The following is a 24,510-nucleotide window of genomic DNA, read 5'->3' as shown; positions in this document are numbered from 1 at the left end:
ACTTCTGCTCGGCGCTGGCCGTACCACTGGCCGAGGATGCGGGTGCGGCGGTCCGCCGCGCCCCTGCCGAGCTGCGGGAGGCCTGCCGTGCGTGTTGGTGAGCAGTCGACGGACCCCATCGATCTGGTGCTGGGAGAGGTGCCGGTACCGGCACCACTGACCCCGGAGGACATCCGGCTCGCGGTGCGGGCGGTGGTGGTGCACGGCGCGGAGGAGTGGCCGGCCGGACCGAAGTGCCGCAACGACGGGTCGGCCTACCCGTGCCGCCTGCACCGCTGGGGCCGCCGGGTGCTGCTCGCGCACGGCCTCAACGACCGCCAGGTCGACGCGGTGATCCGGCACGGCAACCCGTTCGTCCGGGTGCCCTTCCCGTTCACCGCCACCGGCCCGGCCCGGGACGAACGGTCCGCCCCCCGTCCGGCGCGGACCGCCTCCGCCGCCGCGCCGAACTGGCCCCGAGCGAGCTGAGCAGCACTCCAGCCTGCCCCCGGGGCGGGCCGAGCGGCGCTGCCCAACCGTCCCCGGGCTGCGCCACCTCCCGGGTGGCAAGACGCCGGCCCGGCGCGGGGTCCCCCCATCCCCCGCACCGGGCCGGCGTCGCTCCGGCGTGACTCAGCCGATCCCGCAGTCCGGCGCGGACCAGCTCGTGCTGTTGCTGGCGCCGTCGTCGTTGTTCTCGCGGCGCGAGTCGACGTGTACGTGGTCGTCGTGGTCCGGGTAGCCGGGCCCGAAGATCCCGCTGAAGCCTCTGTTGCGGGCGTCCCGGGCGACCTCGCAGAGCGACGAGGTGCGCGACACCACGTCGGCGGAGGTGCCGTAGAGGTGCTGGCTGTCCGACGCGCCGCCGACCTGGTTGTTGCAGGCATGGCTGCGGAATCCGCTGGTCACGTAGAGCGGCTCGTCCCCCAGGCTGCGCCGCATCGCCTCCAGCTTCCACATCGTGTGCAGGGCGTTCTCGCGGGTCTCGCTCGCCGACAGCGGGCCCCCGCTCCACCCGCCCCGGCCGCAGCCGTCGTCCAACTCGCTGTAGCTGAAGTGGCGGGGTGTGCAGTCGTTGTCCTGGAGTTCGTAGAGCTTGGCGTACGTCTCGGGGCCGGCGATGCCGTCCACTCGCAGCCCGTACGCCTGCTGGAACCGCCGGACCGCAGCGTGGGTCTTGGGTCCGAAGATGCCGTCGAGCTCGACGATGTCCCGGTTGCCGGCCCAGCCGGCCACCCGGATCTGCAACTCGCGGACGTCGGAGCCGGACCGCCCCTGGTAGAGGTTGCGGTTCCACGTGTAGCAGCCGTCGGCATGGGCCGCTGGCGCGGCGACCACCGCGGCGATCGCAGCACCTGGCAGCGCCAGGGCGATAGCGACGGCAGCCCGCTTCAGGGTGTTTACGCGCACAGAAGTCCTCCCGATAGGAGCGTGAATGGGGTGGGCTTCGGGACATTGACCGGAGCGTCCCGCGATTTCCACCCTGGCAGCTATCCGGCCGGTTGGGGGCGATTAACGAGAATCGTCCTCATGATTTGCGGTTGCTGAGCAGTCGCTGTAAATGTCATGGATCCACGAATCAGCCATTTACGGCGTGAGATGCCGAGTGAAGCGGAAACGCGGCGAACCTCACGGAACGCCCCAGCGAGGGTGATGTTCTCCGGGGTTGGGTGAGCGGTAACGTCAGGCCCCGGGGGGCGACGCGCGGGGGAGGTGGACGTGGCGCGGGGAGGCATCTTCTGCGTCGAAGGTCAGTGGCACCGGGACCTCAACGAACGAGGATCGGTGCTGCCCACACTCGAACTGCTCGAGCGGCTGGGCAAGATCAGATTCATCCACAAGGACGCGGCGACCCGCGACGAGCTCTTCTACTTCCTCGACCGGTGGCTGCTCAAGCAGTACGCCGACCACCGGGTGGGATTCTTCGCCATGCACGGAGAACCGAGCCGGCTGCGCCTGACCGACTGGAACTCCGTCGAACTGGCCGACGTCGCCGAACTGATGGCCGGGCGCTGCGAGGGGCGGCGGCTCTACTTCGGCAGCTGCTCGGTGCTGCGCGCCTCGGACGCTGCGCTGCGCGAATTCCTCGAGATCACCGGAGCCGCCCTGATCTGCGGTTTCACTCGCGACGTCGACTGGGTCGAATCGGCGGCCTTCGAAACGGTACTGCTCGACGTGCTGGCCAACGGCCAACGGCACAACGCCGCGGAGCTGCGGATGGGTTCGGCGCACTGGGCGCCCCTCGCCTCGTACCTGGGATTCCGGGTGATCTACGCCAACGGGCGCGCCTGGCGGCCCCCGGTACGGCCCCGCGTGCCGGCGCAGCAGGTCGCGGAGCGCACCGCCGCCCGCCCGCACTAGGGTCTGCCCGGACGCGCCCCGGGGCGGGCCTGGTAGAAACGACCCGTGGCACGCAGCATCGCGACGAACACCAAGGTCGACCGCGACGGCCTGATCGAGTTCCTCCGCCCCCGGCACCGCGTGGTGCTGATGACGACCCGGGCGGACGGGCGACCCCAGTCCTCACCGGTCACCGCGGGCGTCGACACCGCCGGCCGGCTGGTGGTCTCCACCTACCCGGAACGGGTCAAGGCGGCCAACGTACGCCGCGACCCGCGGGTCTCGGCCTGCGTGCTCTCCGACGACTGGAACGGGCCCTGGGTGCAGCTCGACGGCACGGCCGAGGTGCTGGACCTGCCGGAGGCGCTCGAACCGCTGGTGGAGTACTTCCGCTGCATCTCCGGCGAACACCCCGACTGGGACGAGTACCGCGCCGCCATGGTGCAGCAGGGCAAGTCCCTGATCCGGGTGACCATCGAGCGCTGGAGCCCCATCGCCACCGGCGGGTTCCCCGCCCGCCTCGCCGACTGACGCTCGCCGCCCCCGGCGCCCGTCGAGCTCAGTACGCGACGCTGAAGCGGGCGTTCACGTGCCGTGGGTCCTCGATCTCGTCGACGATCGCCACCGCGAGGTCCTCGTAGGTGAGCACCGAGCGGCCCTGATCGTCGGTGACCGGCTCGTCGGTGCCCGTGCGGTAGTGCCCGGTCCGCTCCCCGGGGTGGAACTCCAGCGGCGGCGGTGAGACGTACGTCCAGGTCACCCCGTCGGCCTGGGCGCGGTAGTAGGCGAGGGCGTCGGCCTGGCCCTGCGCCGAGTCGCGGTACTCCTCGGGGAAGTCCGGCTCGTCCAGGTACGACGTCCCCCTCGGGGTGAGCAGCGTCGACCCGCCGCCGAGGTGGATGATCCGCGGCGCGTCCGGCATCCCCCGCAGCGTGCTGACCAGCGCCCGCGCCGCGTCGAGCCACAGCTCCCGCTCGCCCCCGCCGATCGCGACCACCAGGACGTCCGCCTCCGGGGCCAGCTCCCGTACGCTGCGCTCGCTGGTGGCGTCCCCGGTGACCACCTGCACGCCCGCGGGCAGGTAGGAGGTGGCCTCCGGACGGCGCACCGCAGCGGTGACCCGGTGCCCGCGTGAGACCGCCTCGGCGCTGACCCGGGAGCCGGCGGTGCCACCCGCGCCGAACACCACGATGCTGCTCATGACCGCCTCCCGCCGGACGTGACCTCCGGCCCTCAAGGCTATTGACCGGCTCGCCCGCCGGTGGCGTTACCGCGAGAACCCCCGGCGGGGTTACCGCGAGAACCCGAAGCCTGTCACTCCACGAGCGCGGAGTAGACCAGCTGGCGCAGCTGCGACCGGATCGGGTACGTGCTGGAGGGCAGCAGCTGGGTGAAGAAGAGCGCCGTGATCTCCTCGGCCGGATCGACCCAGAACGCGGTGCTCGCCACACCACCCCAGTAGTACTCGCCGACGCTGCTCGGCACCCGGCTCGGGATCGGGTCGTCGACCACCGCGAAGCCGAGCCCGAAACCGACCCCGTCGAGCAGGCTTTCGGCGAAGCCGCCGGTGGAGAGGGTGCCCAGGTCCTGACCGTCGGGCAGGTGGTTGCGGGTCATGAAGCGCACCGTGCGCGGGCCGAGCAGGCGTACGCCGTCCAGCTCGCCGCCGCGCACCAGCATCTGGGTGAACCGGTGGTAGTCCGCGGCGGAGCAGATCAGGCCACCGCCGCCGGAGTGCAGGATCGGCTTCCGGTACGCGAGCGCGCCGATCTGGTCGTAGCGCATGGCGTGTCCGGTGCTCGGGTCCGGCGCGTAGAGCGCGGCGAGGCGGTCGGCCTCGTCACTCTCGACGTACCAGCGGGCGTCGGTCATCCCGAGCGGCCGGAGGATCCGGTCGGTGAAGAACGCGTCGAGGCTCTGCCCGGAGACCACCTCGACCAGCCGGCCGAGCACGTCGGTGGCGACCGAGTAGCCCCAGGCCGTGCCGGGCTGGAAGAGCAGCGGAAGCCGGCCGAAGGCCGCGCAGGCGCCGGCCAGGTCGACGCCCGACGGTGGGTAGAGGTCGTAACCGGCGGCCCGGTAGAGGCCGTCGACCACCGAGGTCTGCATGAAGCCGTAGGTCAAACCGGCGGTGTGGGTGAGCAGGTGCCACACCCGGATCGGCTCCACCGCCGGCACCGTGTACGGCTTGAGCGTCGAACCCTTCGAGTAGACCCGAGGGTCGGCGAATTCGGGCAGCCAACGGCTGATCTCGTCGGTCAGCTCGAAACGCCCCTCCTCCCAGAGGATCATCGCGGCGACCGAGGTGATCGGCTTGGTCATCGAGTAGATCCGCCACAGGGTGTCCGCCTCGACCGGGAGCCCCGCCTCGCGGTCGCGCTGCCCGTACGTGGCCGAGTGGACCACCTCGCCGCGCCGGGTCACGATCGCCTGCCAGCCGGCGAGCCGGCCGTCGTCGACGTACCTGCCGAAGTGCTCGTCGATGCGCGCCAGGCGCGCCGGGTCGAAGCCGATCTGGTCCGGGTCGATGCTCCGCGCCACACTCACCTCGCCGAACCTACTCGGCGGTACTCCGGCCGGGAAGAGGCTCCGACCACACATGTCGGTGCCCGTGGGTAGCCTGGCCCGATGCCCGAGGTGACCGAGGACGAGACCTTCCGCAACGAGGACTGGTACGCCGAGGAGCTGGCGGACCGGCGCTTCGTCCGCTGCTCGTTCTTCGACGTCGACCTCACCGAGGCGGTCAGCCGGGGCGCGGTCTTCGACGGCTGCACCTTCGGCAACGTGAAGTTCAACGCCTCCCGGCACACCGACTCGGCCTTCACCCGGTGCGCCTTCCGGCGGTGCAACCTCTTCGAGGTCGAGTTCATCGGCTGCAAGCTGGTCGGCAGCACCTTCACCGAGTGTGACCTGCGGCCGTTGACGATCGCCGGGGGCGACTGGTCGTTCGTCGCGCTGCCCGGGGCTGACCTGCGCGGCGTGCGGATCACCGACGTACGGATGCGGGAGGTCGACCTCACCAAGGCCGACCTGACCGGCGCCACGGTCACCGGCGTCGACCTCTCCGCCGCGCAGCTGCACGGCTCGCGGCTCGCGGGCGCCGACCTGCGGGGCAGCGATCTGACCGCGCTCGACCCGACAGCCGTGGAGCGCGCGGGGGCGATCGTCGACGTCGGGCAGGCGGTGATGATCGCCCAGGCGCTCGGCTTCGAGGTCCGCTGACCGAGGCCGCCGGCGCCCGCTCCGGCGAAAGTCCCTCGGCGGATCCGCCGAGGGCGGTCCGAGATTCCGATCCGGATCGATCTCCGCTACCTTCCTTCCCGTACCAGCCGGGCGCGCGACCGTCCGGTGTGGAAGAGACGAACCGTCCGGAGCGCCCGCGTGGGTGGTGCGCGCCGGGTCGATGACGGCTGGCGGGACCGGGAGGGTCGGGGTGGCCGAGGAGGACGTGCCGCAGGCGGACGCGAGTTCGTCGGGTCGGGGGGCTGCCCACCGTGCGGCCCGCCCGCGCCGGCACCGCTCGACCGTCGGCTCCGAAGGCCGCGAGGTGCTGCGGCGGTGGCTCACCTCGATCCGCCGGCCCGGCCGGACGCCCGCCGGACCCGCCGCACGCCCCGGCCGCCGGTGGACGATCGCCGGGCTCGCCCTGCTGGCCTGCCTCGCGGCACTGGTCGGGTACGTCGGCAACCGCTCGGATCCGGAGCCGGCGCCACCGGGCGGGGTCACCGCGGAGGCGGTCCGACCGAGCGGCTTCCCCGCGGCGGAGGCGAACCGGACGGACACCGGCCCGGCCGTTCCGGGGCTGCGCCCCCGCCAGCGACCGACGGGCTCGCCCAGCCCGTCCGCCACCAGCCTCGCCGCGCCCGGGCCTCCGGTGCTCACGGTCAGCCAGGGCGAGATCCCGGCCGAGGTCGACCTGACCGCCGCCGGGCCGCGCGACTGGGTGCACTGGGGGCTGCGGGGCGGCGGGTCGACGGTCCGCAAGCAGAACGGCTCCGGCGAGATCGTCGATGCCGGTGGCGCCGGTACCCGTGGCGGCTGGGACGGTAACCAGGAGCTCTTCGGTTGGCGGGACGGGGGCTCGGTGCGCACGGTCGGCGCCACCGCGAACGGGGTCTACACCTGCGGCATCGGCAACGGCTTCAAGCTGGCCGTCGCGGGTAGCGGCGAGCTGCGCACCGTACGGCTCTACGCAGGGCTCTGGATGGCCCGTGGCCGGCTGGAGGCCCGGCTCTCCGTGGGTGGCCCCACGACGACCCTGCGGATGGAGGATCCGCACACCAGCCGCAGCGCGGAGTTCACCCTTCGCTTCCGCGCGCCGAAGGGGGCCCAGCTCCTGATCTCGTGGACCACCGAGGCGACCTTCTCGTACGACTGCGGCAACGTCGGCCTCCAGGCGGTCGCGCTGCGCTGAGCGGCGCGTACGTGGCCGACCGCCGGTGGTCGCCTCCGCAGCCAATCGCCTCCTTGGCCGGTCGCGAGCCGGAGGCCCGCGCCGGCGGTAGCGTGGGCCTCGGCCGTGAAAGATGCGAAGGGAGTCGCCCATGACCGCGAGCGAGGGCGTGCTGGACAGCCCCACGAGTTGGGTGGCCAGCCACATCCGTCAGTACCTGGAGACCGACGGGGCGGAGGGGCACGAGTGGCGGCCGGGGGTGTTCACGCTGCTGCTGACGACCCGGGGCCGACACAGCGGCAAGCTGCGCCGCACCGCGCTCATCTACGGGCGCGACGGCGAGAACTATCTGATCGTCGCCTCGCAGGGCGGCGCTCCGCAGCACCCGGCCTGGTACTTCAACCTGCTCTCCGAACCGCAGGTCGAGGTGCAGGTCGGCGCCGAGCGGTTCACCGCTCGGGCGCGGACCGCCACCGCCGAGGAGAGGCCCCGCGTGTGGGCGACGATGTCGAAGATCTGGCCCGCGTACGACGAGTACCAGACCAAGACCGAGCGGGAGATCCCGGTGGTGGTGCTGGAGCGCGTCTGATCCGCCGGACCTCCACCCGGGATGCGGGACAGTTTGTCCGTCGCCCTCGGTCGATGGCGTCGTAACTTTCTGCTGTCCCCGTCCGACCATCCTGTGTGGAGGATGCGCAGATGAGTACGAGCACCGCCCACCGTGTCCGTCCGACCGCCCCGGCCGGTGTCGCCGAGCCGCCCGACGAGACGCTCCGGGAGATTCCGCTGCCCCCGTACGTGACGGGCGAGGACGCGCAGTTCGCGGTCCGGGCGGTGGTGGTGCACGCACCTCGGCACTGGTCCGGCGGAACCATCTGCCGCAACGACGCGAATCCCCACCCCTGCCGCCTGCACCGGTGGGGCACCCGGGTGCTGGAGCTGCGCGGGCTGCGCGACGCCGACATCGCCGCGCTCATCGAGCGTGGCGACCCGACCGCGTCGCTCCCGCCCCGCCCGAGCGCCTGACGTGCCGGGCCCGCACCCGGGCCCGGCACGTCAGGCCGGCGGTCAACGGCTGCCGGAGTGCCGGCGGCCGGGGAGACCGGACGCCGGTCAGCAGGCGATCGGCTTGACCCAGGAACACTCCCAGCCCTCGGGCAACTGCGGCGCCTCGGGCGTCGCGGGCGGTGCGACCCGCGTCGGGCTCACCGTCTTCTCGCTGGGCCTGGCGAGCTTCTCGCTGTGCCCGGCGAGCGCGACCGCGATCTGGTCCTCCAGTCCCTTCACGGAGGAGGCCAGGTAGTTGTTCAGCAGGATCGAGAAGACCAGCACCCGGCCGTCCGCGTCGGTGACGTAGCCGGAGAGGCCGGACGCGCCCGTGAGGCTGCCCGTCTTGGCGTGCACGTTCCCCGCCGCCGCAGTGCCCTGCATGCGGCTGCGCAGGGTGCCGCCGACGAACCGTTCCGGCTCCCCGGCGATGGGCAGTGCCGCGTACCAGGCGTCGAACCAGGGTTCGGTGCGGACGGCGGCGAGCAGGTCGACGAACTCGTCGGCCGGGATCATGTTGCGCCGGGACAGGCCGGAGCCGTCCCGTTGCCGCAGCGCGCCGGTGTCCACGCCGGTGCCGGCCACCCAGCCGTCGATCGCGGCGATCCCCGCCGGCCAGCTGCCCGAGCCGGAGACGACCCGACCGATCTCCTTGGTGAGCACCTCGGCGTGCCCGTTGTTGGAGAGCTTGAGGAACGGCACCATCAGCTCGGCGAGCGTCATCGAGTCGTGGCGCGCCACGGTGGTCGCCCCGGCCGGCGTGGGCCGACCGGGCACCGTCGGGCCGAGCACCCGTACGCCGTGCCGCCGCAGCGCCTCGCGGAAGACGTCGGCCGCGTAGCCGGTCGGCTCCCAGACCGTCACCCAGTCGCTGGCCGGCTCGGCGCCCGCCGCGATCTGGCCGGTGACCACGATCGTGTTGCTGCCGTGCTCGCGCTCGAACGAGATCGACGTCTCGCCGTCGGCCACCGTCTTCGTCCGGTTGTCGAAGCGGAGGTAGCCCGTCTGCGGGGTGGTGGTGAGCACCGCGGCCGCGCCGGCCCGCTTGCCGGGTGCGGCGTGGACGATCACGGTGCCCGCGTCGTAGTCGGTGTCCGGTGCGACGGTCAGCGCGGAGACCTGCGCGGCGTAGTACCAGGGTTCGTCGTCCCAGGTCCAGTCCGGCCCGAGCCGGGTGTGGTCGAAGCGGGTGTCGTCGGCGATCAGGTCGCCGGTCACCACGCGTACGCCGGCCGCCGCGACCTGCGCCGCGAGCGCGTCGTAGTCGGCGGCGAGCAGGGTGGGGTCGCCGCCACCGCGCAGGTAGAGGTTGCCGGTGAGCACCGAGCCCCGGTGCTTGCCGCTGGTGCGTACCTCGGTGTTGAACCGGTGCTCGGGTCCGAGCAGCGCCAGCGCGGCCGTGGAGGTGAGCAGTTTGGTGTTGGAGGCGGGCACCAGTCGGCGGTCGCCGTTGCGGTTGTAGAGGGTCTCGCCGGTCTCCGCGTCCGCCACGACCACCGACGCCTGGGCTCCGTTCAGCCGGGGGTCGGCGAGGATCGTGTCGAGGGTCGCGTTGAGGCGGGTCAGGGCGGGGGCGGGGGCTTCGGCGGTGGCGCCGGGGGCGCCGGCGGTCGCGGCGGCGGCGACCAGCGCGACCAGGGCGAGCGTCCGGGGGAAGAGACGACGTTGCATGCGTCGATGCTGCCATGGAGATAATCGCCGGGAAAGTTCCAGCAGCGAAGGTTTTTGCCGAACGGGTTCAGTCGGCGAGCCGGGCGGCGGAGACCGTGGTCGCGTCCGCCTCCGGTGTCAGTACGGCCACGGCCCGGTCGACCAGGCCGTCGTCGACCAGCACCAGACGCTCGCAGCGGGGGTCGCCGGTGCGTTCCGGCAACCGGCCGGCCAGCGCGCGGACCTTGTCGGCGGAGGCGTCGTCGAGCACGAAGCTCTGCTCCCGCCACCGCCCGTCGACCGCGAAGAACGCCTTGCTGTCGCGCTCCAGGTCGCCGTTGAGCACCACCGTCGGGTCGTCGCCGCCGAGCTCGCTGGAGGACTCGTTCAACCCCCAGACCTGGTACGACGCGGTGCCCTCGCCCGGCGGGTCAGCCACCCCGACGCCCTCGCACCCGGTCAGCAGCAGCGCCAGCGCCACTCCCGGAATCAGCAACCGCCAGCCCTGCCGTCGCGCCATCACGCCTCCCCAGCCGCCACCCGGTACCGCCGGATCAGACTCCCCGGCGGGCCGGACGGTTCCGCGGCCGGCGTCAGGCCGGTTGGGTTCCGGGGCCCGGCTGTTCGGTGCCCCCGAGTGCGGACGGTGGTGCGTACGGCTGGGTGAGCAGTGGCGCCACGAGCGCCGCCAGCACTCCACCGAGCAGTGGGAAGACGATGAACACCCACAACTGGCGCAGGGCGATCCCGCCCTCGAAGACGGCCGGGCCGAACGACCGGGCGGGGTTGACCGAGGTGCCGTCCAGCGCGACGCCGACCAGGTGTGCCACGGCGAGCGCCAGCCCGATGGCGACCCCGGCGACGGCGGTCTGCTCGGCGCGGCTCGTCACCACGAGCACCACCAGCACGAACAGGAAGGTCAGCACCGTCTCCAGCAGCGCCGCGCCGAAGCGGTTGATGTGCGCGCCGTAGCCGTTGGTGCCCAGCGCGCCGGTCTGGTCGGCGACGTCACCCCAGCGGGTGAGCACCCACAGCAGGAAGGCGGCGACGGTGGCGCCCGCGAACTGGGCGATCCAGTAGGCGACCGCGCCGAGGGGTGAGATCCTGCCGGACAGCAGCATCCCGAGGGTGACGGCCGGGTTCACGTGGCTGCCCGAGAGCGGTCCGATCGTGTAGACGAGGACCAGCATGACGAATCCGAAGGCGAGCGCGACAACCACGACGCCACCCTGGATCCGGGCGGCCACCGCGCTGCCCACGCCGACGAAGACCAGCAGCAGGGTGCCCAGGAACTCCGCAGCGCCGCGCTGCATGTCCGTCATGTCGGCATTTTATGGGCCCAGGCTCTCCGTCATCGTGAGGTTCCTGGGCGAGTCCGGCCCGCAAATGTGAGCGAAACGACGGCGTCGCGGGGCAGAGCGGACCGCCGCTCCCCGTTGCACGGTACGTGGACGCGCGCTCGGTCGACGTGATGGTGATCGGTGCCGGTCAGGCCGGCCTCTCCGCCGGGTACCACCTGCACCGGACCGGCTTCACCCCCGGAACCGGCTTCGTGATCCTGGACGCCGACGACGGCCCGGGTGGGGCATGGCGACACCGGTGGCCGACGTTGACGGTGGACCGGGTGCACGGCTTCCACGACCTGCCCGCCATGCCGTTCCCCGCCGCCGCACCGCAGCGACGGGCCTCCGAGGTGGTCAGCGGCTACTTCTCCGCCTACGAGCAGGAGTTCGACCTGCCGGTGGTGCGTCCGGTCCGGGTCGAGGCGGTCACTTCCCTGCCCGACGGACGGCTCGAGGTGCGTACGGATCGTGGCCGCTGGACCGCGCGGGCCCTGATCAACGCCACGGGCACCTGGAGTAGACCGTTCTGGCCGCACTACCCGGGTCGCGCCGAGTTCCGGGGCCGGCAGTTGCACACCGCCGACTACCGGGGGCCGGAGGAGTTCACCGATCAGCGGGTGGTGGTGGTCGGCGCGGGCACCTCGGCGGTCCAACTCCTCGGCGAGATCTCGCCGGTCGCGGCGAACACGACGTGGGTCACCCGCCGCCCACCGGACTTCCGCGACATCGACTTCACCCCCGAGCACGGCCGAGCCGCGGTCGCCCTGGTCGATGCCCGGGTGCGGGCCGGTCGGCCGCCGAGCAGCGTGGTCGGGGTGACCGGGCTCCCCGTGACCCCCGAGGTCCGCCGGCTACGCGCGCAGGGCGTACTCGACCGGCTACCCATGTTCGAGCGGATCACGCCCGACGGGGTCGCCTGGTCCGACGGCCGATTCGTCGGCGCCGACATGATCCTCTGGTGCACCGGCTTCCGGGCCGCTCTGGACCATCTCGCCCCCCTGCACCTGCGGGCGGCGGGCGGTGGAATCGAGATGGACGGCACCCGGGTGATCGCCGACGAGCGGATTCACCTGATCGGGTACGGCCCCTCGGCGAGCACCGTCGGGGCCAACCGGGCGGGCCGCGCCGCCGTCACCGAAATCCGTGCGCTGCTCGCCCGCGCCGCCGTTCTCGACTGATCCGGGTCTATTTGACGGATCGCCCGACGGCGTGCAACGTAGGGGGTGACGGGGCTTTCACCTGCCCCGACGCGGTAGCGGCGATGGGAACGCCGCATGTGCTGGCGGCGACGAATCGTCGCGCGATCACCTCCCACGTGCCCCGGACGCGGGCCAATCACCGGTCTGCGCCGTTTCGACCGCGATCCGAGAGAATCCACGAGGAGTTCCACCATGCTCACCATGACCGACAACGCCGTCCTGGTCATCCGTGATCTCGCGAACCAGCAGGACGTCGGGGAGGACGGCGGGGTGCGCATCGCCGCCGACGCCACGGCGGGCTCGCTCACCGTCGAGCTGGTCGCCGGGCCGACGCAGGGCGACCACGTGGTCGACAACGAGGGGGCGCGGATCTTCCTCGACTCCGACGCCGCCTCGATCCTCGGCGACGCCTCGGTCGACGCGACCGTCGACGACCAGGGCATCGTTCAGTTCGGCTTCACCGAGAAGCCGTAACCCGCACGTCGCACCCCGCGGGCCTCGCGGCCGCGCGGGGTGTCGTCTGCGCTCCCACCTGGCCGGTCCCGCATGTCGTGGCACCCGTACGGTGTCACGACGTGGGGGAACCCGCCCGGCGGAACCGGGTCGGGTCAGTCGTCGTCGTCGCCGTCGTCATCGTCGTCGTCCTGCTCCTGCTCCGCCCGGAGCACCGCGCCGTTCTCGCGGTCGACGTCGATGTCGTGCTCGACACCGCCCGACACGATCTCGACGCTCCACACCGGTCGGCCGTGCTCCTGCTCGGCCTCGATCTCCTCGATCCGACCGCCGCCCGCCTTCGCCAGCGCGATCTCCCCGGCCCGTTGCGGACCGATGCGGTCACCGCCCGACGTGCCGGTGCTGCCCGACGGGGCGCTGCTGCTGGAGGGAGCGCCGCTCGGCGTACCGGCGGTGCTGCCCGGCGTACCGGCGGTGTTGCTCGGCGTGGCGCTGTCGTCCGGCGTGCCGCTGGTGGCGCTCTCGTCGGGCGCGGTCGGTGCGGCGGTGACCGCGGCCAGCGTGGTGCCCCGGTCGCGCCGCTCGTCGGCCACGGCGGCGCCGATCGCCACGCCGGCCACCGCGAGTACGGCCGCCCCACCGGCCGACGCCAGGAGCATTGAACTGCGCTTCATCGTCTCCACCTCTCTCGCTTCCTGCCATCGAGAATGGGCCCGAGGCGGATAGGGCGGCGCTGTCGGAGGACTAAGGCCGGGTTAAGCCCGCCGGAGGTCGAGGTCGAGCGAGCCTCGGTGCAAGCGCATGCTCGTCGAGCCGCGCGACCGCCGCCGAATCTGGCGCTTGTGGGCTCGCCGTCGGCCGTTCAGGCGCCCCGAACGGTGGCGGCCGGGAGCGCCGGTGGGCCGAGCCGGAGCAGCACCTCGGCACCGCCGCCCGCCGCCGTACGCAGCTCCAACCGTCCGCCCGCGGCCTGCGCCGCGCGGCGGGCGATGTCCAGACCGAGTCCCGTCGAACCGGCGGCGCTCGCGCCCCGGCGAGCCGCGTCGGCCGGCAGGCCCGGGCCCTCGTCGGCCACCGTCAGCACCGCCTGGCCGCCCGCATCGGCCAGCCGCACCGCGAAGGGTGTGCCGTCCGGGGTGTGCGCGAAGACGTTGCCGAGCAGCGCGTCCACCGCGGCCGCCAGCTCGTCGGCCGGCACGCCGACCGGCAGCGGACCGGAGGCGAGGTCCAGCGTCACCGGCCGGCCGGTGTCCTCGGCGAGCACCGACCAGAACGCCACCCGCTCGGCGACGATCGCCGCCGCGTCCGAGCCGGTCGGACCGGCCGCCGGGGTACGCCGCCAACGAGCCTGCCGGATCAGGCCGGTCACGGCCCGTTCGAGGCCGTCCACCGCGGCCGTGATCCGGGACGCGTCGTCCGGGTCGCGCAGGGACTCCGCCTCCAGCCGAAGCGCGGTCAGCGGCGTACGCAGCCGGTGGGACAGGTCGGCGACCTGCTCGCGTTCCTGCAACAGCAGCACCTGGATCCGTCCGGCCAGGTGGTTGAGCGCGCCGGCGACCTCCCGCAACTCCGGTGGCCCGGACGGGGTGACCCGGGCGTCGAGCTCGGCGTTGGCGAGGCGGTGCGAGACCGCCGACAGGTCCCCGATCGGCCGCACGAGGGTGCGGGCCAGCCGATCCGCCACCACCAGCCCGATGAGCACCAGAAGCAGCCCCAGCAGGGCGAGCACGAGCCAGGCGAAGGTCACTCCGTCGGTCAGCTCGCCGCGCGGCACCGCGACCCGGATCACCCCCGTGCCGTCCGTCCGGCCCTGCACGGCGATCACGATCTCGCGGCCGGACGCGGACTCCCCGGTCAGGCTCTGGCCGCGGGCGGCCAGCGCGACCGCCGGCGTACGCGGCACGGGCGTGCCGAGCACGCTGCCGTCGGGCAGGTAGACGCTCACCGGCCGGCCGGAATCGGCGGCCAGCTGCTCGACGGTCAGTCGGATGGTGGCCGTGTCGGCGGTGCCCACCACCGGAACCAGGCTCTGCGCGTCGGCGGTGGCCCGTACGGTCGCCCGGTCCTCGGCGACGGTACGCACCAGCAGCGCGAGCGGCACCAGGAAGGCGACCAGGATGAGCACGCTCACCGCGGCGACCATGAGCACCAGTCGGCGCCTCATCCGGTCGCCCGCGGCGATTCCAGCCGCACCCCGACCCCCCGCACGGTGTGCAGGTAGCGCGGCTCCTGAGCACTCTCGCCCAGCTTGCGGCGCAGCCACGACAGGTGCACGTCGACGGTCTTGTCGGCGCCCCCGTACGGGATCTGCCACACCTCGCTGAGCAGCTCACGTTTGGTGACCACCTGCCCGGGCCGGGCGGCGAGGTGGTGCAGCAGGTCGAACTCGCGTGGGGTCAGCTCGACCTGGGCCCCGTCCAGGGTGACCTGTCGGGACCGGGGATCGACCCGCAGTCCACCGACGACGAGCGTCGGGTCCGGGGTGCCGCCACCGGGCGCCCGGCGCAGCACCGCCCGGGCGCGGGCATCCAACTGCGCGGCGGTGAAGGGCTTCACCACGTAGTCGTCGGCGCCGGCGTCCAACACCCGGACGATCTCCGTCTCGTCGTCCCGGGCGGTGGCCACGATCACCGGGACCGCGCTGACCGCGCGCAGCATCCGCAGCAGCTCACGACCGTCCAGATCGGGCAGCCCGAGGTCGAGCACGACGAGGTCGGGCCGGTCCTCGAGCGCGTCCCGCAACCCGGCCATCGCCGTCGAGGCGGCGGCCACCGCGTGCCCGCGTTCCCGCAACGCCCGGATCAGCGGGGTGCGGATGCCGAGGTCGTCCTCGATGAGCAGCAGGCGGGCCACGCTGGCAGGCTAACCGGTGCCACCGAGTTCGGCCGGATCGTTAACCGTCTCTTAGCGTCGTGCCATGCCGCGGCCAACCTCCGGTCGGGCAGACTCGCAGCATGCGCCGCCGTTGGCTCCTCATCGTCGTCGGGTGGTTGGCCACCGCTGCCCTCGCCACCCTGATCGGCCTCGGCGCGATCCGGCTTGTCGGCGAGAGCCTGACCGGAACCCCGGGCGGCGTGCGGGGCGAGGACGAGATCGCCCGGGCGCTCTCCGCGGACCCGCCTCCGCTCACGCCGTCCGGCGCCCCCTCCGCCTCGTCGCCGTCCGGCGTCCCCGCGTCGCCGTCGAGCAGCTCGTCGGCGCGGCGCAGCTTCGCCACCGCGGGCGGCACCGCAGTGGCCGAGTGCACCCCGGAGGGGGTCCGGCTGGTCTCCTGGGCGCCGGCGCAGGGCTTCCGGGTGCGGGACGTCGACCGGGGCCCGGACGACGACGTCGAGGTCAAATTCGAGGGGACCGGCGGAGAGTACGAGCTGAAGCTGCGCTGCCTCGGCCGGGAGCCGGTCGCCGTCGAGGACGACTAGGGCGTGTGTCGAAGTCCTCGGTCGAGCCGAGGCGGAGTCCAGGCGGCGGTCCGGCAAGGCGGGGATTCGTTCGGATACCGGTGTTGTATCCGGACGAAGCGCCGACGCCGCCGGTCGTCGTCTGGGCCCGCCGCAGGCCGGCCAGGGACTTTGACACATGCCCTAAGCCCGTCGACCGGTACGCCACGCGAGACCGGGCGGGGACGAGCGCACGGCGCCGCCCGACCGAAAGTCGGAACGTCGCCGCGCTCTGGCCGTCTCCCACCGTCGCAGCCGTTCGGCGGTACGCCAGCGGGGACCTGGCTCAACCGACTGATCGCCGGTCTGAAACCTCAATCCCCGGCCGGTACGGCTCCAAACCTCGGCGAAGTGGGAAATTCCACCATCCGCCAGTCCCGGCGTGGCGCGGCCACGGAACGGGTATGGCGCTCGCCATGGAGCATTTCACGATCGCGACGGTCGCCGAGAAGAGTCCCGACTTCCGGCGGGTGCTGTGGACCGGACAGAACACGCAACTGGTCATCATGACGATCCCGCCGGGCGGTGAGATCGGCGAAGAGGTGCACGAGGGCATCGACCAGATCCTCACCTTCGTCAGCGGCACCGGTGAGGCGCGGGTGGCCGGTGAGAAGCGGGAGGTCGTACAGGGCGACCTGGTGGTCGTACCGGCGGGCACGAAGCACAACTTCGTCAACACCGGACCCAACCCGCTCGTGCTGTACACCGTCTACGGCCCGCCGGAGCACGCCGACCAGGCGGTGCACCACACCAAGGAGGAGGCGGACGCCGCGGAGGCCGCGGGCGACGACGAGCCACCGAACTGAAGGAGGCGGGACCGGCTCGTTGGATCCCGGTCGATCGGGGTACCCGGGGCGGGTGGAGCAGCCGGCGATCTCCGACTACGGATTCCTCTCCGACTGCCGCTCCGGCGCGCTGGTGAGCCGGGACGGCTCGATCGACTGGTGGTGCCCGGACCGCTTCGACGGCTCCGCCATCTTCGCCCGGGTGCTCGGGCCGCAGGCCGGCCACTTCCGGCTGGCGCCCGTCGGCGCGGGCGGGCCCGGGCACCGGGTCGAGCGGTCGTACCACCGCGACACCCTGGTCCTGCGCACCGTGCACCACACCCCCGACGGGAGCGTCGCGGTCACCGACGCGCTCGCCGCCGAGATCGGGGCGCGGGCGCACCAGCTCGGAATGGACTCCCCGGGTGTGCTGATCCGGGTGGTCGAAGGGCTGCGCGGCCGGGTCCGGATGGCGCTGGACTACGTGCCCCGCCCCGCACACGGCCTGCTCACGCCCTACCTGCACGAACAGCCGGACGGCAGCGTCCTCGCCACCGCCGGCCCGGTGGTGCTGGTGCTGGGCTGCAACGGGCCGCCGCTGAAGGCCGGACGGGACCGGGTGTACCAGGAGTTCGAGGTCTCCGGCGGGCAGGTCGTCGGCTTCGACCTCGCGTACGGCGAGGCCTACGGCAAGCCGCCGGTCCGGCTCGACCCGCTGACCACGCTCGCCGAGACCATCCAGGCGTGGGAGGCGTACCGGGAGACGCACAAGTACCCCGGCCGGTTCCCGGAACTGGTCCGCCCCAGCGCCACCGTGCTGACCGGCCTGACGTACGCGCGCAGCGGCGCCATCGCGGCGGCGGCGACGACCTCGCTCCCCGAGCAGCTCGGCGGTGAACGTAACTACGACTACCGCTACTCCTGGCTGCGCGACTTCTCGATGACCCTGCGCGCGCTCTGGGTGGCGGCCTGCCCGCACGAGGCGTCCCGCCTCTTCGCCTGGGTCACCCGCTCGATCGGACGCATCGGCGACAGGCCGGTGCCGGTGGTCTTCGGGCTGGAGGGGGAGCGGGACCTCACCGAGCACGAATGCCCACACCTGGCGGGCTACGCCGGCACCGGGCCGGTCCGCATCGGTAACGACGCCTGGTGCCAGCGGCAGCTCGACGTGCCGGGCGAGATCATGACCTCGGTCTGGCGGCTGCGCGACTACCTCGGGAACACGTTCGACGAGGAGCTGCGCGAGATGGTGCTGGGGTTGACCGAACAGGTGGCGTCGACCTGGCAGTTGCCGGACCGGGGGATGTGGGAGACGCGCGACGAGGAACGCCACTACCTGTCGTCGAAGGTGAACTGCTGGGTCGCCCTGGACCGGGCGGTCAAGCTGGCCGACCGGCTCGGCGAGCGGGCCGATCCGCGACGCTGGGCCGCGATCCGCGACGAGATCCGCGAAACCGTGCTGCGCGAAGGCTGGAACGACCGGATCGGCGCGTTCACCGGCGCGTTCGGCTCCACCGAGCTGGACGCCTCGGCGCTCTTCCTGCCGGTGGTGCACTTCCTGCCGGCCGGCGAACCGCGGATGCGCGCGACCATCGCCGTCATCGAGCGCGACCTGAGCACGGAGGACGGCCTGATCCGGCGCTGGAACACCGACCCGGCCGGCTTCCTGCTCTGCTCGTTCTGGCTGGTCGAGTGCCTGGTGATGACCGGTGAGCAGCAGCGGGCCGAGGCGCTCTTCCAGCGGATGGCCGGGTACGCCAACGACGTCGGGCTGTTCAGCGAGCAGATCGACCTGACGACGGGGGCGCAGCTCGGCAACACCCCGCAGGCGTTGTCGCACATCGGGCTGATCAACGCGGCGTGGCGGTTGACCGACCCACGAGCGTTCTGACCGTTCCCGCCGCGTTGGCCCGCCTCAGGAGAGCACCGGCACGTCGGACACGTCCACCGTCTCCGGGTACTTCAGGCCCGCCCCGGTGTTGAGCACCACCACCCGCTCGCCGGCCCGGATCCAGCCGCCGGCCCGCAGCTGCCGGGCGGCGGTCAGGCAGGCCGCCCCCTCCGGACAGAGCAGCAGCCCCTCCTGCGCGGCGAAGGCCCGCAGGTCGGTCAGGATCTCCTCGTCGGGAACCGCCACCGCGGTGCCGGCGCTGTCCCGCAGCGCGGTCAGGATCAGTTCGTCGCCGAGCGGCGCCGGCACGGTGATGCCGAAGGCGATGGTGTGCGCGTCCGCCCACGGCTGGGCGCGCTCCTCACCGGCCGCGAAGGCCCGCACGATCGGCGCGCAGCCCGTGGACTGCACCGCCACCAGCCGGGGCAACCGGTCGGAGATCCAGCCCAACTCGCGCATCTCGTGCAACGCCTTGTGAATGCCGATCAGCCCGACGCCACCGCCGGTCGGGTAGATGATCACGTCGGGTACCTGCCAGCCGAGCTGCTCGACGATCTCGTACCCCATGGTCTTCTTGCCCTCGAGCCGATACGGCTCGCGCAGCGTGCCCGCGTCGAAGATCGCGCCGTCGGAGTCGCCGACGAGCTGCGCCACCCGGCGGCCGGCGTCGCTGATCAGCCCGTCGATCAGGCTCAGGTCGGCGCCGGCGGCCACGCACTCGCGTCGACAGATGGTCGGGGCGTCGAGCGGCATCACGATGGTCGCGCCCATCCCCGCCCGGGCCGCGTAGGTGGCCCAGGCTGCGCCGGCGTTGCCGTTGGTGGGCATGGCGATCCGCTGCACGCCCAGCTCACGGGCCCGGCTGATGCCCACCGCCGCGCCGCGGGCCTTGAACGAGCCGGTGGGGATGAGGCCCTCATCCTTGATCAGGAGGTCGTCGACGCCGATCTCGGCGCCGTAGCCGGGAGCACGCAGCAGCGGCGTCCAGCCCTCACCGAGGCTGGTCACGTGGCGCAGGTCGGCGACCGGCAGCAGTTCGCGGTAACGCCACAGGTCCGCCGGGCGCAGCGGGAACTGTTCGGGGGTGACCGCCGCGGCCACGGCGGCGAGGTCGTAGCGGGCCAGCAGCGGCGAGCCACAGACGCAGAGGTTCTGCGGCCGGTCCGCCGGATGCTCCTTGCCGCAGCGCGGGCACTCCAGGTGGGTCAGGTACACGTCGCTCCTCGCCGTCAGCTCGCGTCGATGCTCAACCAGCGTCGGCTGCGTCGCCCCGGCTCGTAACCCGAGTCGAGGCGCTTCGCCACCACCCCCGGGAGCCCCTGCTCTCGGCTGGTTCGCAGGGCCTCGGCGCCGGTACCGGGGAACCACGGCGGAGTCTGCCAGTGCGCGCCCGCGAGCGCCAGACCGTCGAGCAGTTCGCGGCGCTGGGCGTACGGCAGGTCGACGCAGGTCGTGCCCTCCAGCCAGAGCAGGTCGATCAGGAGGTACTGCGCTCCGGCGGGCACCCGGGCGCCGGAGGTCGGCGCGGCGGGACGCACCCGGCCGCCGCCGTCGATGCGGACCAGCAGCCCATCGAGCACCGCCTCGGTCGGCGCCATCGCCTCGGCGAGGTCACGCAGCCACGAGTAGCCCCCGGTGATCTCCTCGTCGGTCCCGGAGAGCAGCCGCAGCCGCCCGCCCGACACGTAGGCCGTCGCGCGGGTCCCGTCCCACCGCAGCTCGTACCCCCAGTCGGCCTGGTCGCGGGGGAGGCGGGCGGCGGGGGTGGGACGCATCGGACGGACCAGCTCGGGCATGCTCGTCCAACCCTCCGGCGGCGGATCCATCCGCCGGACCATCCAGTCCCGGCCACCCTTGCCGCCGGTGGCGAAGAGGGCGTACCGCCCGGACGTCCGCTCCCCGTCGAGCACCACGATGACCTCGTCGTCGCGCCACTTCTCCCGCCGGTAGGTCCCGCGGTCGTGGATGGTCATCGTCCCGCCGCCGTACTCGCCGGCCGGGATCTCCCCGTGGAAGTCGAGGTACTCCATGGGGTGGTCCTCGGTGTGCACGGCGAGGTGGTTGCGGCCGGTGTCCCGGGGCAGGCCGCGCGGCACCGCCCAGGAGGCGAGCACGCCTTCGTGCTCCAGCCGCAGATCCCAGTGCAGGCTGCGCGCATGGTGCTGCTGGATGACGAACCGGCCGGTATCGTCGTCGCCGCGCCGCCGGTGGCGCCGCTTCTTCTCCGGCACCGGCTCGGGGGTGCGAGCCGCATCCCTCCGACGTCGGTACTCGTCAAGCCGGTCCGCCACATCCGCATTCTCCGGCAATCCGGGCGTCCCCGCTGGGCGGCTCGGTGCCGGGTTTCGCTCGCATGCCGGGGGTCAGTACGGGTAGAACGGTCGTCATGGACCATGACGATCAGCCCACCGTCCTCCTGCCGGGTGAGGTGCGGATGCCCCTGCTCGGCTTCGGCACCTGGCGGGCCACCGGGAAGGCCGGCTACGACGCCGTACTGGCCGCGCTCGACGCCGGCTACCGGCACCTCGACACCGCCACGGTGTACGGCAACGAGAAGGAGGTCGGCCGGGCGGTGCGGGAGAGCGACCTGCGCCGGGAGGACCTCTTCATCACCACGAAGCTGCCGCCGGATCGGGTGGGCCGGGAGCGGGAGACGCTGGAGGCGAGCCTGCGGGCGCTCGACACCGAGTACCTCGACCTGTGGCTGATCCACTGGACGCCGTCCGCGCCCGCGGACAGCATCCCGCTCTGGCGGGAGCTGCTCGCCGCGCGGGACGAGAACCTGGTCCGGGCGGTCGGGGTGAGCAACTACAGCACGCCGCAGATCGACGAGCTGATCCAGGCGACCGAGGAGAACCCGGCGGTCAACCAGATCCGGTGGAGCCCGTTCCTGTACGACCGGCAGCGGCACGCCGAGCACCGGGACCGTGGCGTCGTGCTCGAGGGGTACAGCCCGCTCGACACCAGCGACCTCTCGCATCCGGTGCTGGCCCGGATCGCGGCGGCGCACGACGTGTCGCCGGCTCAGGTGGTGCTCCGGTGGCACATCGACCACGAGATCGTGGTGATCCCGAAGAGCGTCACGCCGGAGCGGATCCAGGCCAACGCCGACGTCTTCCGCTTCTCGCTCACCGCGGAGGAGATGCGCGACCTCGACGCGCTCGGCTCGGCCTGACCGTTTGGCAACTTCCTTCAGCCGGACGGCTGGCATTGAAGGGTATCGACATCGACGTACGTGGGGCGGTAGCGTGCCGCCATCACGTACGTCGATACGTCGTGACCCTCTCCGCCTGCCGGACCTGCTGAAGGAGCCTCATGGTCACGTCCCGATCCCTCCGTCTTCGCCGCCGGAGCCTGCTCGGCGTCCCAGCCCTGATGGTCGCCGCGATCGCCACCGTCGTCGCCCGGCCGGGCGCGGCGGCGGCCGCGCCGCCCGCCGCACCGAAGCCCGAGTGCCTCGCCGACCTGCTCGGCGGTGCCTGATGGCCACCATTCCCTGGCTCGTGGACGTGCTCCGGGGCGCCGGCGTCCAGGTCGTCGTCGAAGGGGACTGGCTCAACCGGATGCGCCCCGGCAGCTTCGACCCGATCGGCGTGCTCTGGCACCACACCGCTGCCACCTCCAGCGCCACCAACCCGCATCCGGCGTTGAACATCTGCATCAACGGCCGACCCGACCTGGCAGGCCCGCTCTGCCAGGCCCTCGTCGACTACCACGGCGTCTTCCACGTCATCTCCGCCGGCCGCTGCAACCACGCCGGCGCCAGCCGAGGCAGCGGACCGATCCCGGCCGGCGACGGCAACACGCTGATGATCGGGTGGGAGATCGACTACAACGGCGTCGACCAGGAGATGACCGCGGCGCAGTACAACGCCTCGATCGCCGCGACCGCCGCCGTGCTCACCCGCCTGGGCAGGGACGCCAGCCACGCCCGCGGTCACCGCGAGACCAGCACCACCGGCAAGATCGATCCTTCGTTCATCGACCTGAACGTGATGCGCAGCGACGTCGCCGCGAAGATGGCCGGCGGCACCGCCTGGAGCTCCATCGTGGACAACTCGACCGCCGGGCGCTTCACCGCCAGCGCGAACTGGGGGATCTCCTCGTACTCCGGGCAGCGCTACGGCGCCGACTACCGCTACGCCGACCCGGTCGCCGCGAGCGACCCGGCCTGGTACCGGTTCAACGTCCCGGCCGCCGGCAACTACCGGGTCGACGCCTGGTGGCCGGCGAACTCCGGCTACAACAGCGCCGCGCCGTACATCGTCGCCACCACCACCGGGAACCGTACGGTCACCGTCGACCAGCGGGTCACCGGCGGCCAGTGGCGCACCCTCGGGACCTTCGCGCTGCCCGCCGGGGACGCCAACCGGGTGGCGGTGAGCCGCTGGACCACGGGCACCGGCCTGGTCATCGCCGACGCCGTGCGACTCACCCGGGTCTGACCTGACCTGACCGGCCGGTCCGCAGCCTGAACACCGGGGGCGCGGGCCGGCCGCCGCCGAGAACCGGCCGAGGTGTCGCCCTGCCCGCTTCGTCCTCTCTGCTTTACCCTAGGGATACCACGATCCTTGTCTAGAAATAGCGGAGGCGGGAGCCTTGGCGCGTTATTTCCTGCGCGGCTTTCGTCGGGTGCCATCTCGCCTTGGCTGGCCAGTCCCGTTGTCCGTCAAGGCGGTGTCGGCCGACCGCCTGCAGCAGCTCATTGATTTGGCTTCTTCTTCAGGGTTCAGCAGGAAAGGGGCTGGGATGCGGGTTTCACGCGAACTCCGATACATCCTCGTTCCCTATCATCCCGAGCCATCGCCGCAGCAATCATGGATGTGTGTGGTGGTCGGCTTCTCGAGAGCTGGCAGCCTTCGGGATGGACAGCGACCCACTGTGGAATACGCGACACTCGATGTAAGGGTGGAGGATTTTGCTGCCTTGCGACGAGTCAGCAGAAGCACGCGTGACGAGGTGCTTCATTGGATTGCGTTCGACGCTGCCCGCAGTCGTCGATCAGAGGCGACTGGGCAACCGTCCGAGTGAGTAGATGAAGGGCGTAGGCCTCGTGCTCACGCCCCTTCATTGGTTGGCCTCGTGGTCAGCAGAGGCGAGCCTCATGGATGGCCCAGCGGAACAGGCCGACGAGATTGAACGGGAAGTTGGCGCCCGACCGCGGTGGGGTGTCGGGGGCAGCAGAGGAGCTTGGCGAGGAATCTCCATCCCTTGACGGTGGCGACGGCACGTTCGCCGAAGGCCCGGATCGTGGCCCAGTGACGGTTGACGGCCAGTCGGTCCCTCGTTCATGAGCTGAGTCGGGCTGTTAGAGGTGCTCATGGCGACCGCCGCGCGCCGACTGTACGGTCGCGCGGTCCACGAACTCCAATGGCTGAGTCGGCGGTTGGTGAGCGTGGGATGCAAGACGTGCGCGTCGACGTAGCCCGGGGCTCAACCGAGCTGGGCTTCGTCACGCCCGATTAGGGTCGGCCTCTGCCGGCCACTGCCGTAGTACCTCGGTCTGTGCCGGTGCTGCCGGCCATACCTGTAGTCGGACTCGCTCGGTGGTGGCCTCGTCCTCGTCCGAGTACTCGCCCGCGTCCTTCGCGGCCTGAAGGTTGCTCTTCGAGACCCGTACCCGGACCGATCCTGGAGCCAGGTCGAATCTTGGGGCGTCGGGCGCGTAGTCGGAGCAGCCCACGACCACCAGACGGCCTGATGGCACATCCAGGCTGCCTTCCACGACGTGGTCGTACCGCCCCAGGTCGATCTGCGGCGGGTGCTCCAGCACCTCGACATCCACCAGCACGTCCGCGCTGCTCATCGTGACGACAACTGCGGCATCCCCGACGGCGGAGAACTGAGTGTGCTCGACCGTGTCGGTCCAGGCCTCCTCGATGTTCGCCGCTGATGCCTCGTCGAAGAGATGAAGCTGGCGGTAGTCGGCATAAAGCCTCAGCGTCCCGGTCATTGCGAAAGGGTGTCAGGTTCGGCTCGTGCCGCCGTTGAGCCTCCTGTTCCGCGTTCCTTGC

The 24,510-nt window shown here is 72.2% G+C and carries 27 protein-coding genes; 15 read left to right on the top strand and 12 right to left on the bottom strand.

Going from position 1 to position 24,510, the window contains the following annotated elements; all coding sequences use genetic code 11:
* Positions 1 to 87 precede the first annotated feature (87 nt).
* Positions 88 to 468, top strand: coding sequence for a hypothetical protein (locus D7147_RS14425; protein WP_233563134.1), 381 nt, complete (start codon positions 88 to 90; stop codon positions 466 to 468).
* A gap of 144 nt (positions 469 to 612) precedes the next feature.
* Here the strand turns inward: D7147_RS14425 and D7147_RS14420 are convergent, their stop codons facing one another.
* Positions 613 to 1,389, bottom strand: a complete 777-nt coding sequence (locus tag D7147_RS14420) for a M15 family metallopeptidase (protein WP_120677662.1) — start codon at positions 1,387 to 1,389, stop codon at positions 613 to 615.
* 309 nt (positions 1,390 to 1,698) lie between these two features.
* Here D7147_RS14420 and D7147_RS14415 point away from each other — a divergent pair, with 309 nt between their 5' ends.
* Both D7147_RS14415 and D7147_RS14410 read left to right on the top strand, forming a co-directional pair.
* On the top strand, positions 1,699 to 2,340 hold the full coding sequence (locus D7147_RS14415) for a DUF6642 family protein (protein ID WP_120677874.1): 642 nt from the start codon (positions 1,699 to 1,701) through the stop codon (positions 2,338 to 2,340).
* Positions 2,341 to 2,385: 45 nt separating this feature from the next.
* A complete protein-coding gene (locus D7147_RS14410) occupies positions 2,386 to 2,850 on the top strand; it encodes a PPOX class F420-dependent oxidoreductase (RefSeq protein WP_120677660.1) in 465 nt (154 codons plus the stop codon).
* A 28-nt stretch (positions 2,851 to 2,878) separates the two neighbouring features.
* On the opposite strand, the gene D7147_RS14405 is transcribed toward D7147_RS14410, so the two are convergent.
* Positions 2,879 to 3,520 carry an NAD(P)-dependent oxidoreductase gene (locus D7147_RS14405; protein ID WP_120677658.1) on the bottom strand — a complete coding sequence of 214 codons (642 nt, stop codon included), beginning with the start codon at positions 3,518 to 3,520 and terminating at the stop codon, positions 2,879 to 2,881.
* Positions 3,521 to 3,633: 113 nt separating this feature from the next.
* Complete coding sequence (locus tag D7147_RS14400; RefSeq protein ID WP_120677656.1) at positions 3,634 to 4,866, bottom strand: serine hydrolase domain-containing protein; 1,233 nt, start codon at positions 4,864 to 4,866, stop codon at positions 3,634 to 3,636.
* 81 nt (positions 4,867 to 4,947) lie between these two features.
* On the opposite strand from D7147_RS14400, the gene D7147_RS14395 reads away from it, so the two are divergent.
* From D7147_RS14395 to D7147_RS14380, 4 genes are all read left to right on the top strand, one after another.
* Positions 4,948 to 5,541, top strand: a complete 594-nt coding sequence (locus D7147_RS14395) for a pentapeptide repeat-containing protein (RefSeq protein ID WP_120677655.1) — start codon at positions 4,948 to 4,950, stop codon at positions 5,539 to 5,541.
* 211 nt (positions 5,542 to 5,752) lie between these two features.
* Positions 5,753 to 6,733, top strand: a complete 981-nt coding sequence (locus D7147_RS14390) for a hypothetical protein (RefSeq protein WP_233563133.1) — start codon at positions 5,753 to 5,755, stop codon at positions 6,731 to 6,733.
* A gap of 130 nt (positions 6,734 to 6,863) precedes the next feature.
* A complete protein-coding gene (locus tag D7147_RS14385) occupies positions 6,864 to 7,301 on the top strand; it encodes a nitroreductase family deazaflavin-dependent oxidoreductase (RefSeq protein ID WP_120677653.1) in 438 nt (145 codons plus the stop codon).
* A gap of 110 nt (positions 7,302 to 7,411) precedes the next feature.
* On the top strand, positions 7,412 to 7,738 hold the full coding sequence (locus tag D7147_RS14380; RefSeq protein WP_120677652.1) for a hypothetical protein: 327 nt from the start codon (positions 7,412 to 7,414) through the stop codon (positions 7,736 to 7,738).
* 87 nt (positions 7,739 to 7,825) lie between these two features.
* Here the strand turns inward: D7147_RS14380 and dacB are convergent, their stop codons facing one another.
* The 3 genes from dacB to D7147_RS14365 all read right to left on the bottom strand — a co-directional run bounded on the left by dacB (position 7,826) and on the right by D7147_RS14365 (position 10,731).
* Positions 7,826 to 9,430, bottom strand: a complete 1,605-nt coding sequence (dacB, locus tag D7147_RS14375) for a D-alanyl-D-alanine carboxypeptidase/D-alanyl-D-alanine endopeptidase (protein WP_120677650.1) — start codon at positions 9,428 to 9,430, stop codon at positions 7,826 to 7,828.
* A gap of 67 nt (positions 9,431 to 9,497) precedes the next feature.
* The gene (locus D7147_RS14370) at positions 9,498 to 9,929 is read right to left on the bottom strand and encodes a hypothetical protein (protein WP_147434700.1); all 432 of its coding nucleotides are present in this window, start codon (positions 9,927 to 9,929) and stop codon (positions 9,498 to 9,500) included.
* A gap of 73 nt (positions 9,930 to 10,002) precedes the next feature.
* A complete protein-coding gene (locus D7147_RS14365) occupies positions 10,003 to 10,731 on the bottom strand; it encodes an MIP/aquaporin family protein (protein WP_120677646.1) in 729 nt (242 codons plus the stop codon).
* Positions 10,732 to 10,856: 125 nt separating this feature from the next.
* Between D7147_RS14365 and D7147_RS14360 the strand changes: the two genes are divergently transcribed.
* Positions 10,857 to 11,930, top strand: a complete 1,074-nt coding sequence (locus tag D7147_RS14360) for an NAD(P)-binding domain-containing protein (RefSeq protein WP_233563132.1) — start codon at positions 10,857 to 10,859, stop codon at positions 11,928 to 11,930.
* 213 nt (positions 11,931 to 12,143) lie between these two features.
* On the top strand, positions 12,144 to 12,425 hold the full coding sequence (locus D7147_RS14355; protein WP_120677644.1) for an adhesin: 282 nt from the start codon (positions 12,144 to 12,146) through the stop codon (positions 12,423 to 12,425).
* 134 nt (positions 12,426 to 12,559) lie between these two features.
* On the opposite strand, the gene D7147_RS14350 is transcribed toward D7147_RS14355, so the two are convergent.
* From D7147_RS14350 to D7147_RS14340, 3 genes are all read right to left on the bottom strand, one after another.
* The gene (locus D7147_RS14350; protein ID WP_120677869.1) at positions 12,560 to 13,078 is read right to left on the bottom strand and encodes a PepSY domain-containing protein; all 519 of its coding nucleotides are present in this window, start codon (positions 13,076 to 13,078) and stop codon (positions 12,560 to 12,562) included.
* A 188-nt stretch (positions 13,079 to 13,266) separates the two neighbouring features.
* Positions 13,267 to 14,568, bottom strand: coding sequence for a HAMP domain-containing sensor histidine kinase (locus tag D7147_RS14345; protein ID WP_120677642.1), 1,302 nt, complete (start codon positions 14,566 to 14,568; stop codon positions 13,267 to 13,269).
* Positions 14,565 to 15,257: a response regulator transcription factor gene (locus D7147_RS14340; RefSeq protein WP_120677640.1), complete on the bottom strand. Its 693-nt coding sequence runs from the start codon at positions 15,255 to 15,257 to the stop codon at positions 14,565 to 14,567. Before D7147_RS14340 ends, D7147_RS14345 begins: the two co-directional genes overlap by 4 nt.
* Before the next feature lie 101 nt (positions 15,258 to 15,358).
* Between D7147_RS14340 and D7147_RS14335 the strand changes: the two genes are divergently transcribed.
* The 3 genes from D7147_RS14335 (at position 15,359) to D7147_RS14325 (ending at position 18,496) form a co-directional block, all read left to right on the top strand.
* On the top strand, positions 15,359 to 15,823 hold the full coding sequence (locus D7147_RS14335) for a septum formation initiator (RefSeq protein ID WP_120677638.1): 465 nt from the start codon (positions 15,359 to 15,361) through the stop codon (positions 15,821 to 15,823).
* Positions 15,824 to 16,257: 434 nt separating this feature from the next.
* Positions 16,258 to 16,647, top strand: coding sequence for a cupin domain-containing protein (locus D7147_RS14330; protein ID WP_120677867.1), 390 nt, complete (start codon positions 16,258 to 16,260; stop codon positions 16,645 to 16,647).
* Positions 16,648 to 16,699: 52 nt separating this feature from the next.
* The gene (locus D7147_RS14325; protein ID WP_120677636.1) at positions 16,700 to 18,496 is read left to right on the top strand and encodes a glycoside hydrolase family 15 protein; all 1,797 of its coding nucleotides are present in this window, start codon (positions 16,700 to 16,702) and stop codon (positions 18,494 to 18,496) included.
* Between the two features lie 24 nt (positions 18,497 to 18,520).
* On the opposite strand, the gene D7147_RS14320 is transcribed toward D7147_RS14325, so the two are convergent.
* Together D7147_RS14320 and D7147_RS14315 are read right to left on the bottom strand one after the other, a co-directional pair.
* Positions 18,521 to 19,711 carry a threonine synthase gene (locus D7147_RS14320; RefSeq protein WP_120677634.1) on the bottom strand — a complete coding sequence of 397 codons (1,191 nt, stop codon included), beginning with the start codon at positions 19,709 to 19,711 and terminating at the stop codon, positions 18,521 to 18,523.
* Between the two features lie 14 nt (positions 19,712 to 19,725).
* Entirely contained in the window at positions 19,726 to 20,787 is a 1,062-nt protein-coding gene (locus D7147_RS14315) for a DNA polymerase ligase N-terminal domain-containing protein (protein ID WP_120677632.1), read from the bottom strand.
* A 95-nt stretch (positions 20,788 to 20,882) separates the two neighbouring features.
* Here D7147_RS14315 and D7147_RS14310 point away from each other — a divergent pair, with 95 nt between their 5' ends.
* The 3 genes from D7147_RS14310 to D7147_RS14305 all read left to right on the top strand — a co-directional run bounded on the left by D7147_RS14310 (position 20,883) and on the right by D7147_RS14305 (position 22,941).
* On the top strand, positions 20,883 to 21,671 hold the full coding sequence (locus D7147_RS14310; RefSeq protein ID WP_120677630.1) for an aldo/keto reductase: 789 nt from the start codon (positions 20,883 to 20,885) through the stop codon (positions 21,669 to 21,671).
* 140 nt (positions 21,672 to 21,811) lie between these two features.
* Positions 21,812 to 21,979 carry a hypothetical protein gene (locus tag D7147_RS32665; RefSeq protein WP_187398604.1) on the top strand — a complete coding sequence of 56 codons (168 nt, stop codon included), beginning with the start codon at positions 21,812 to 21,814 and terminating at the stop codon, positions 21,977 to 21,979.
* Complete coding sequence (locus tag D7147_RS14305; RefSeq protein ID WP_120677628.1) at positions 21,979 to 22,941, top strand: golvesin C-terminal-like domain-containing protein; 963 nt, start codon at positions 21,979 to 21,981, stop codon at positions 22,939 to 22,941. The genes D7147_RS32665 and D7147_RS14305 overlap by 1 nt, the downstream gene beginning before the upstream one ends.
* Before the next feature lie 1,007 nt (positions 22,942 to 23,948).
* Here D7147_RS14305 and D7147_RS14300 read toward each other — a convergent pair.
* Positions 23,949 to 24,449 (bottom strand): hypothetical protein, encoded by a 501-nt coding sequence (locus D7147_RS14300; protein ID WP_120677626.1) that lies wholly within the window; start codon positions 24,447 to 24,449, stop codon positions 23,949 to 23,951.
* Positions 24,450 to 24,510: the final 61 nt, after the last annotated feature.

Source organism: Micromonospora musae, from assembly GCF_003626545.1.
Lineage (GTDB): Bacteria > Actinomycetota > Actinomycetes > Mycobacteriales > Micromonosporaceae > Micromonospora > Micromonospora musae.
This window is presented reverse-complemented; position numbering and strand designations above follow the sequence as displayed.

Excerpts from the sequence above, each read along its gene's own strand:
- D7147_RS14310 (WP_120677630.1), top strand. The coding sequence starts at position 20,883 with ATGGACCATGACGATCAGCCCACCGTCCTCCTGCCGGGTGAGGTGCGG.
- D7147_RS14370 (WP_147434700.1), bottom strand. The coding sequence starts at position 9,929 with ATGGCGCGACGGCAGGGCTGGCGGTTGCTGATTCCGGGAGTGGCGCTG.
- D7147_RS14355 (WP_120677644.1), top strand. The coding sequence starts at position 12,144 with ATGCTCACCATGACCGACAACGCCGTCCTGGTCATCCGTGATCTCGCG.
- D7147_RS14345 (WP_120677642.1), bottom strand. The coding sequence starts at position 14,568 with ATGAGGCGCCGACTGGTGCTCATGGTCGCCGCGGTGAGCGTGCTCATC.
- dacB (WP_120677650.1), bottom strand. The coding sequence starts at position 9,430 with ATGCAACGTCGTCTCTTCCCCCGGACGCTCGCCCTGGTCGCGCTGGTC.
- D7147_RS14365 (WP_120677646.1), bottom strand. The coding sequence starts at position 10,731 with ATGACGGACATGCAGCGCGGCGCTGCGGAGTTCCTGGGCACCCTGCTG.
- D7147_RS14300 (WP_120677626.1), bottom strand. The coding sequence starts at position 24,449 with ATGACCGGGACGCTGAGGCTTTATGCCGACTACCGCCAGCTTCATCTC.
- D7147_RS14350 (WP_120677869.1), bottom strand. The coding sequence starts at position 13,078 with ATGAAGCGCAGTTCAATGCTCCTGGCGTCGGCCGGTGGGGCGGCCGTA.
- D7147_RS14395 (WP_120677655.1), top strand. The coding sequence starts at position 4,948 with ATGCCCGAGGTGACCGAGGACGAGACCTTCCGCAACGAGGACTGGTAC.
- D7147_RS14330 (WP_120677867.1), top strand. The coding sequence starts at position 16,258 with ATGGAGCATTTCACGATCGCGACGGTCGCCGAGAAGAGTCCCGACTTC.
- D7147_RS14405 (WP_120677658.1), bottom strand. The coding sequence starts at position 3,520 with ATGAGCAGCATCGTGGTGTTCGGCGCGGGTGGCACCGCCGGCTCCCGG.
- D7147_RS14385 (WP_120677653.1), top strand. The coding sequence starts at position 6,864 with ATGACCGCGAGCGAGGGCGTGCTGGACAGCCCCACGAGTTGGGTGGCC.
- D7147_RS14380 (WP_120677652.1), top strand. The coding sequence starts at position 7,412 with ATGAGTACGAGCACCGCCCACCGTGTCCGTCCGACCGCCCCGGCCGGT.
- D7147_RS14335 (WP_120677638.1), top strand. The coding sequence starts at position 15,359 with ATGCGCCGCCGTTGGCTCCTCATCGTCGTCGGGTGGTTGGCCACCGCT.
- D7147_RS14305 (WP_120677628.1), top strand. The coding sequence starts at position 21,979 with ATGGCCACCATTCCCTGGCTCGTGGACGTGCTCCGGGGCGCCGGCGTC.
- D7147_RS32665 (WP_187398604.1), top strand. The coding sequence starts at position 21,812 with ATGGTCACGTCCCGATCCCTCCGTCTTCGCCGCCGGAGCCTGCTCGGC.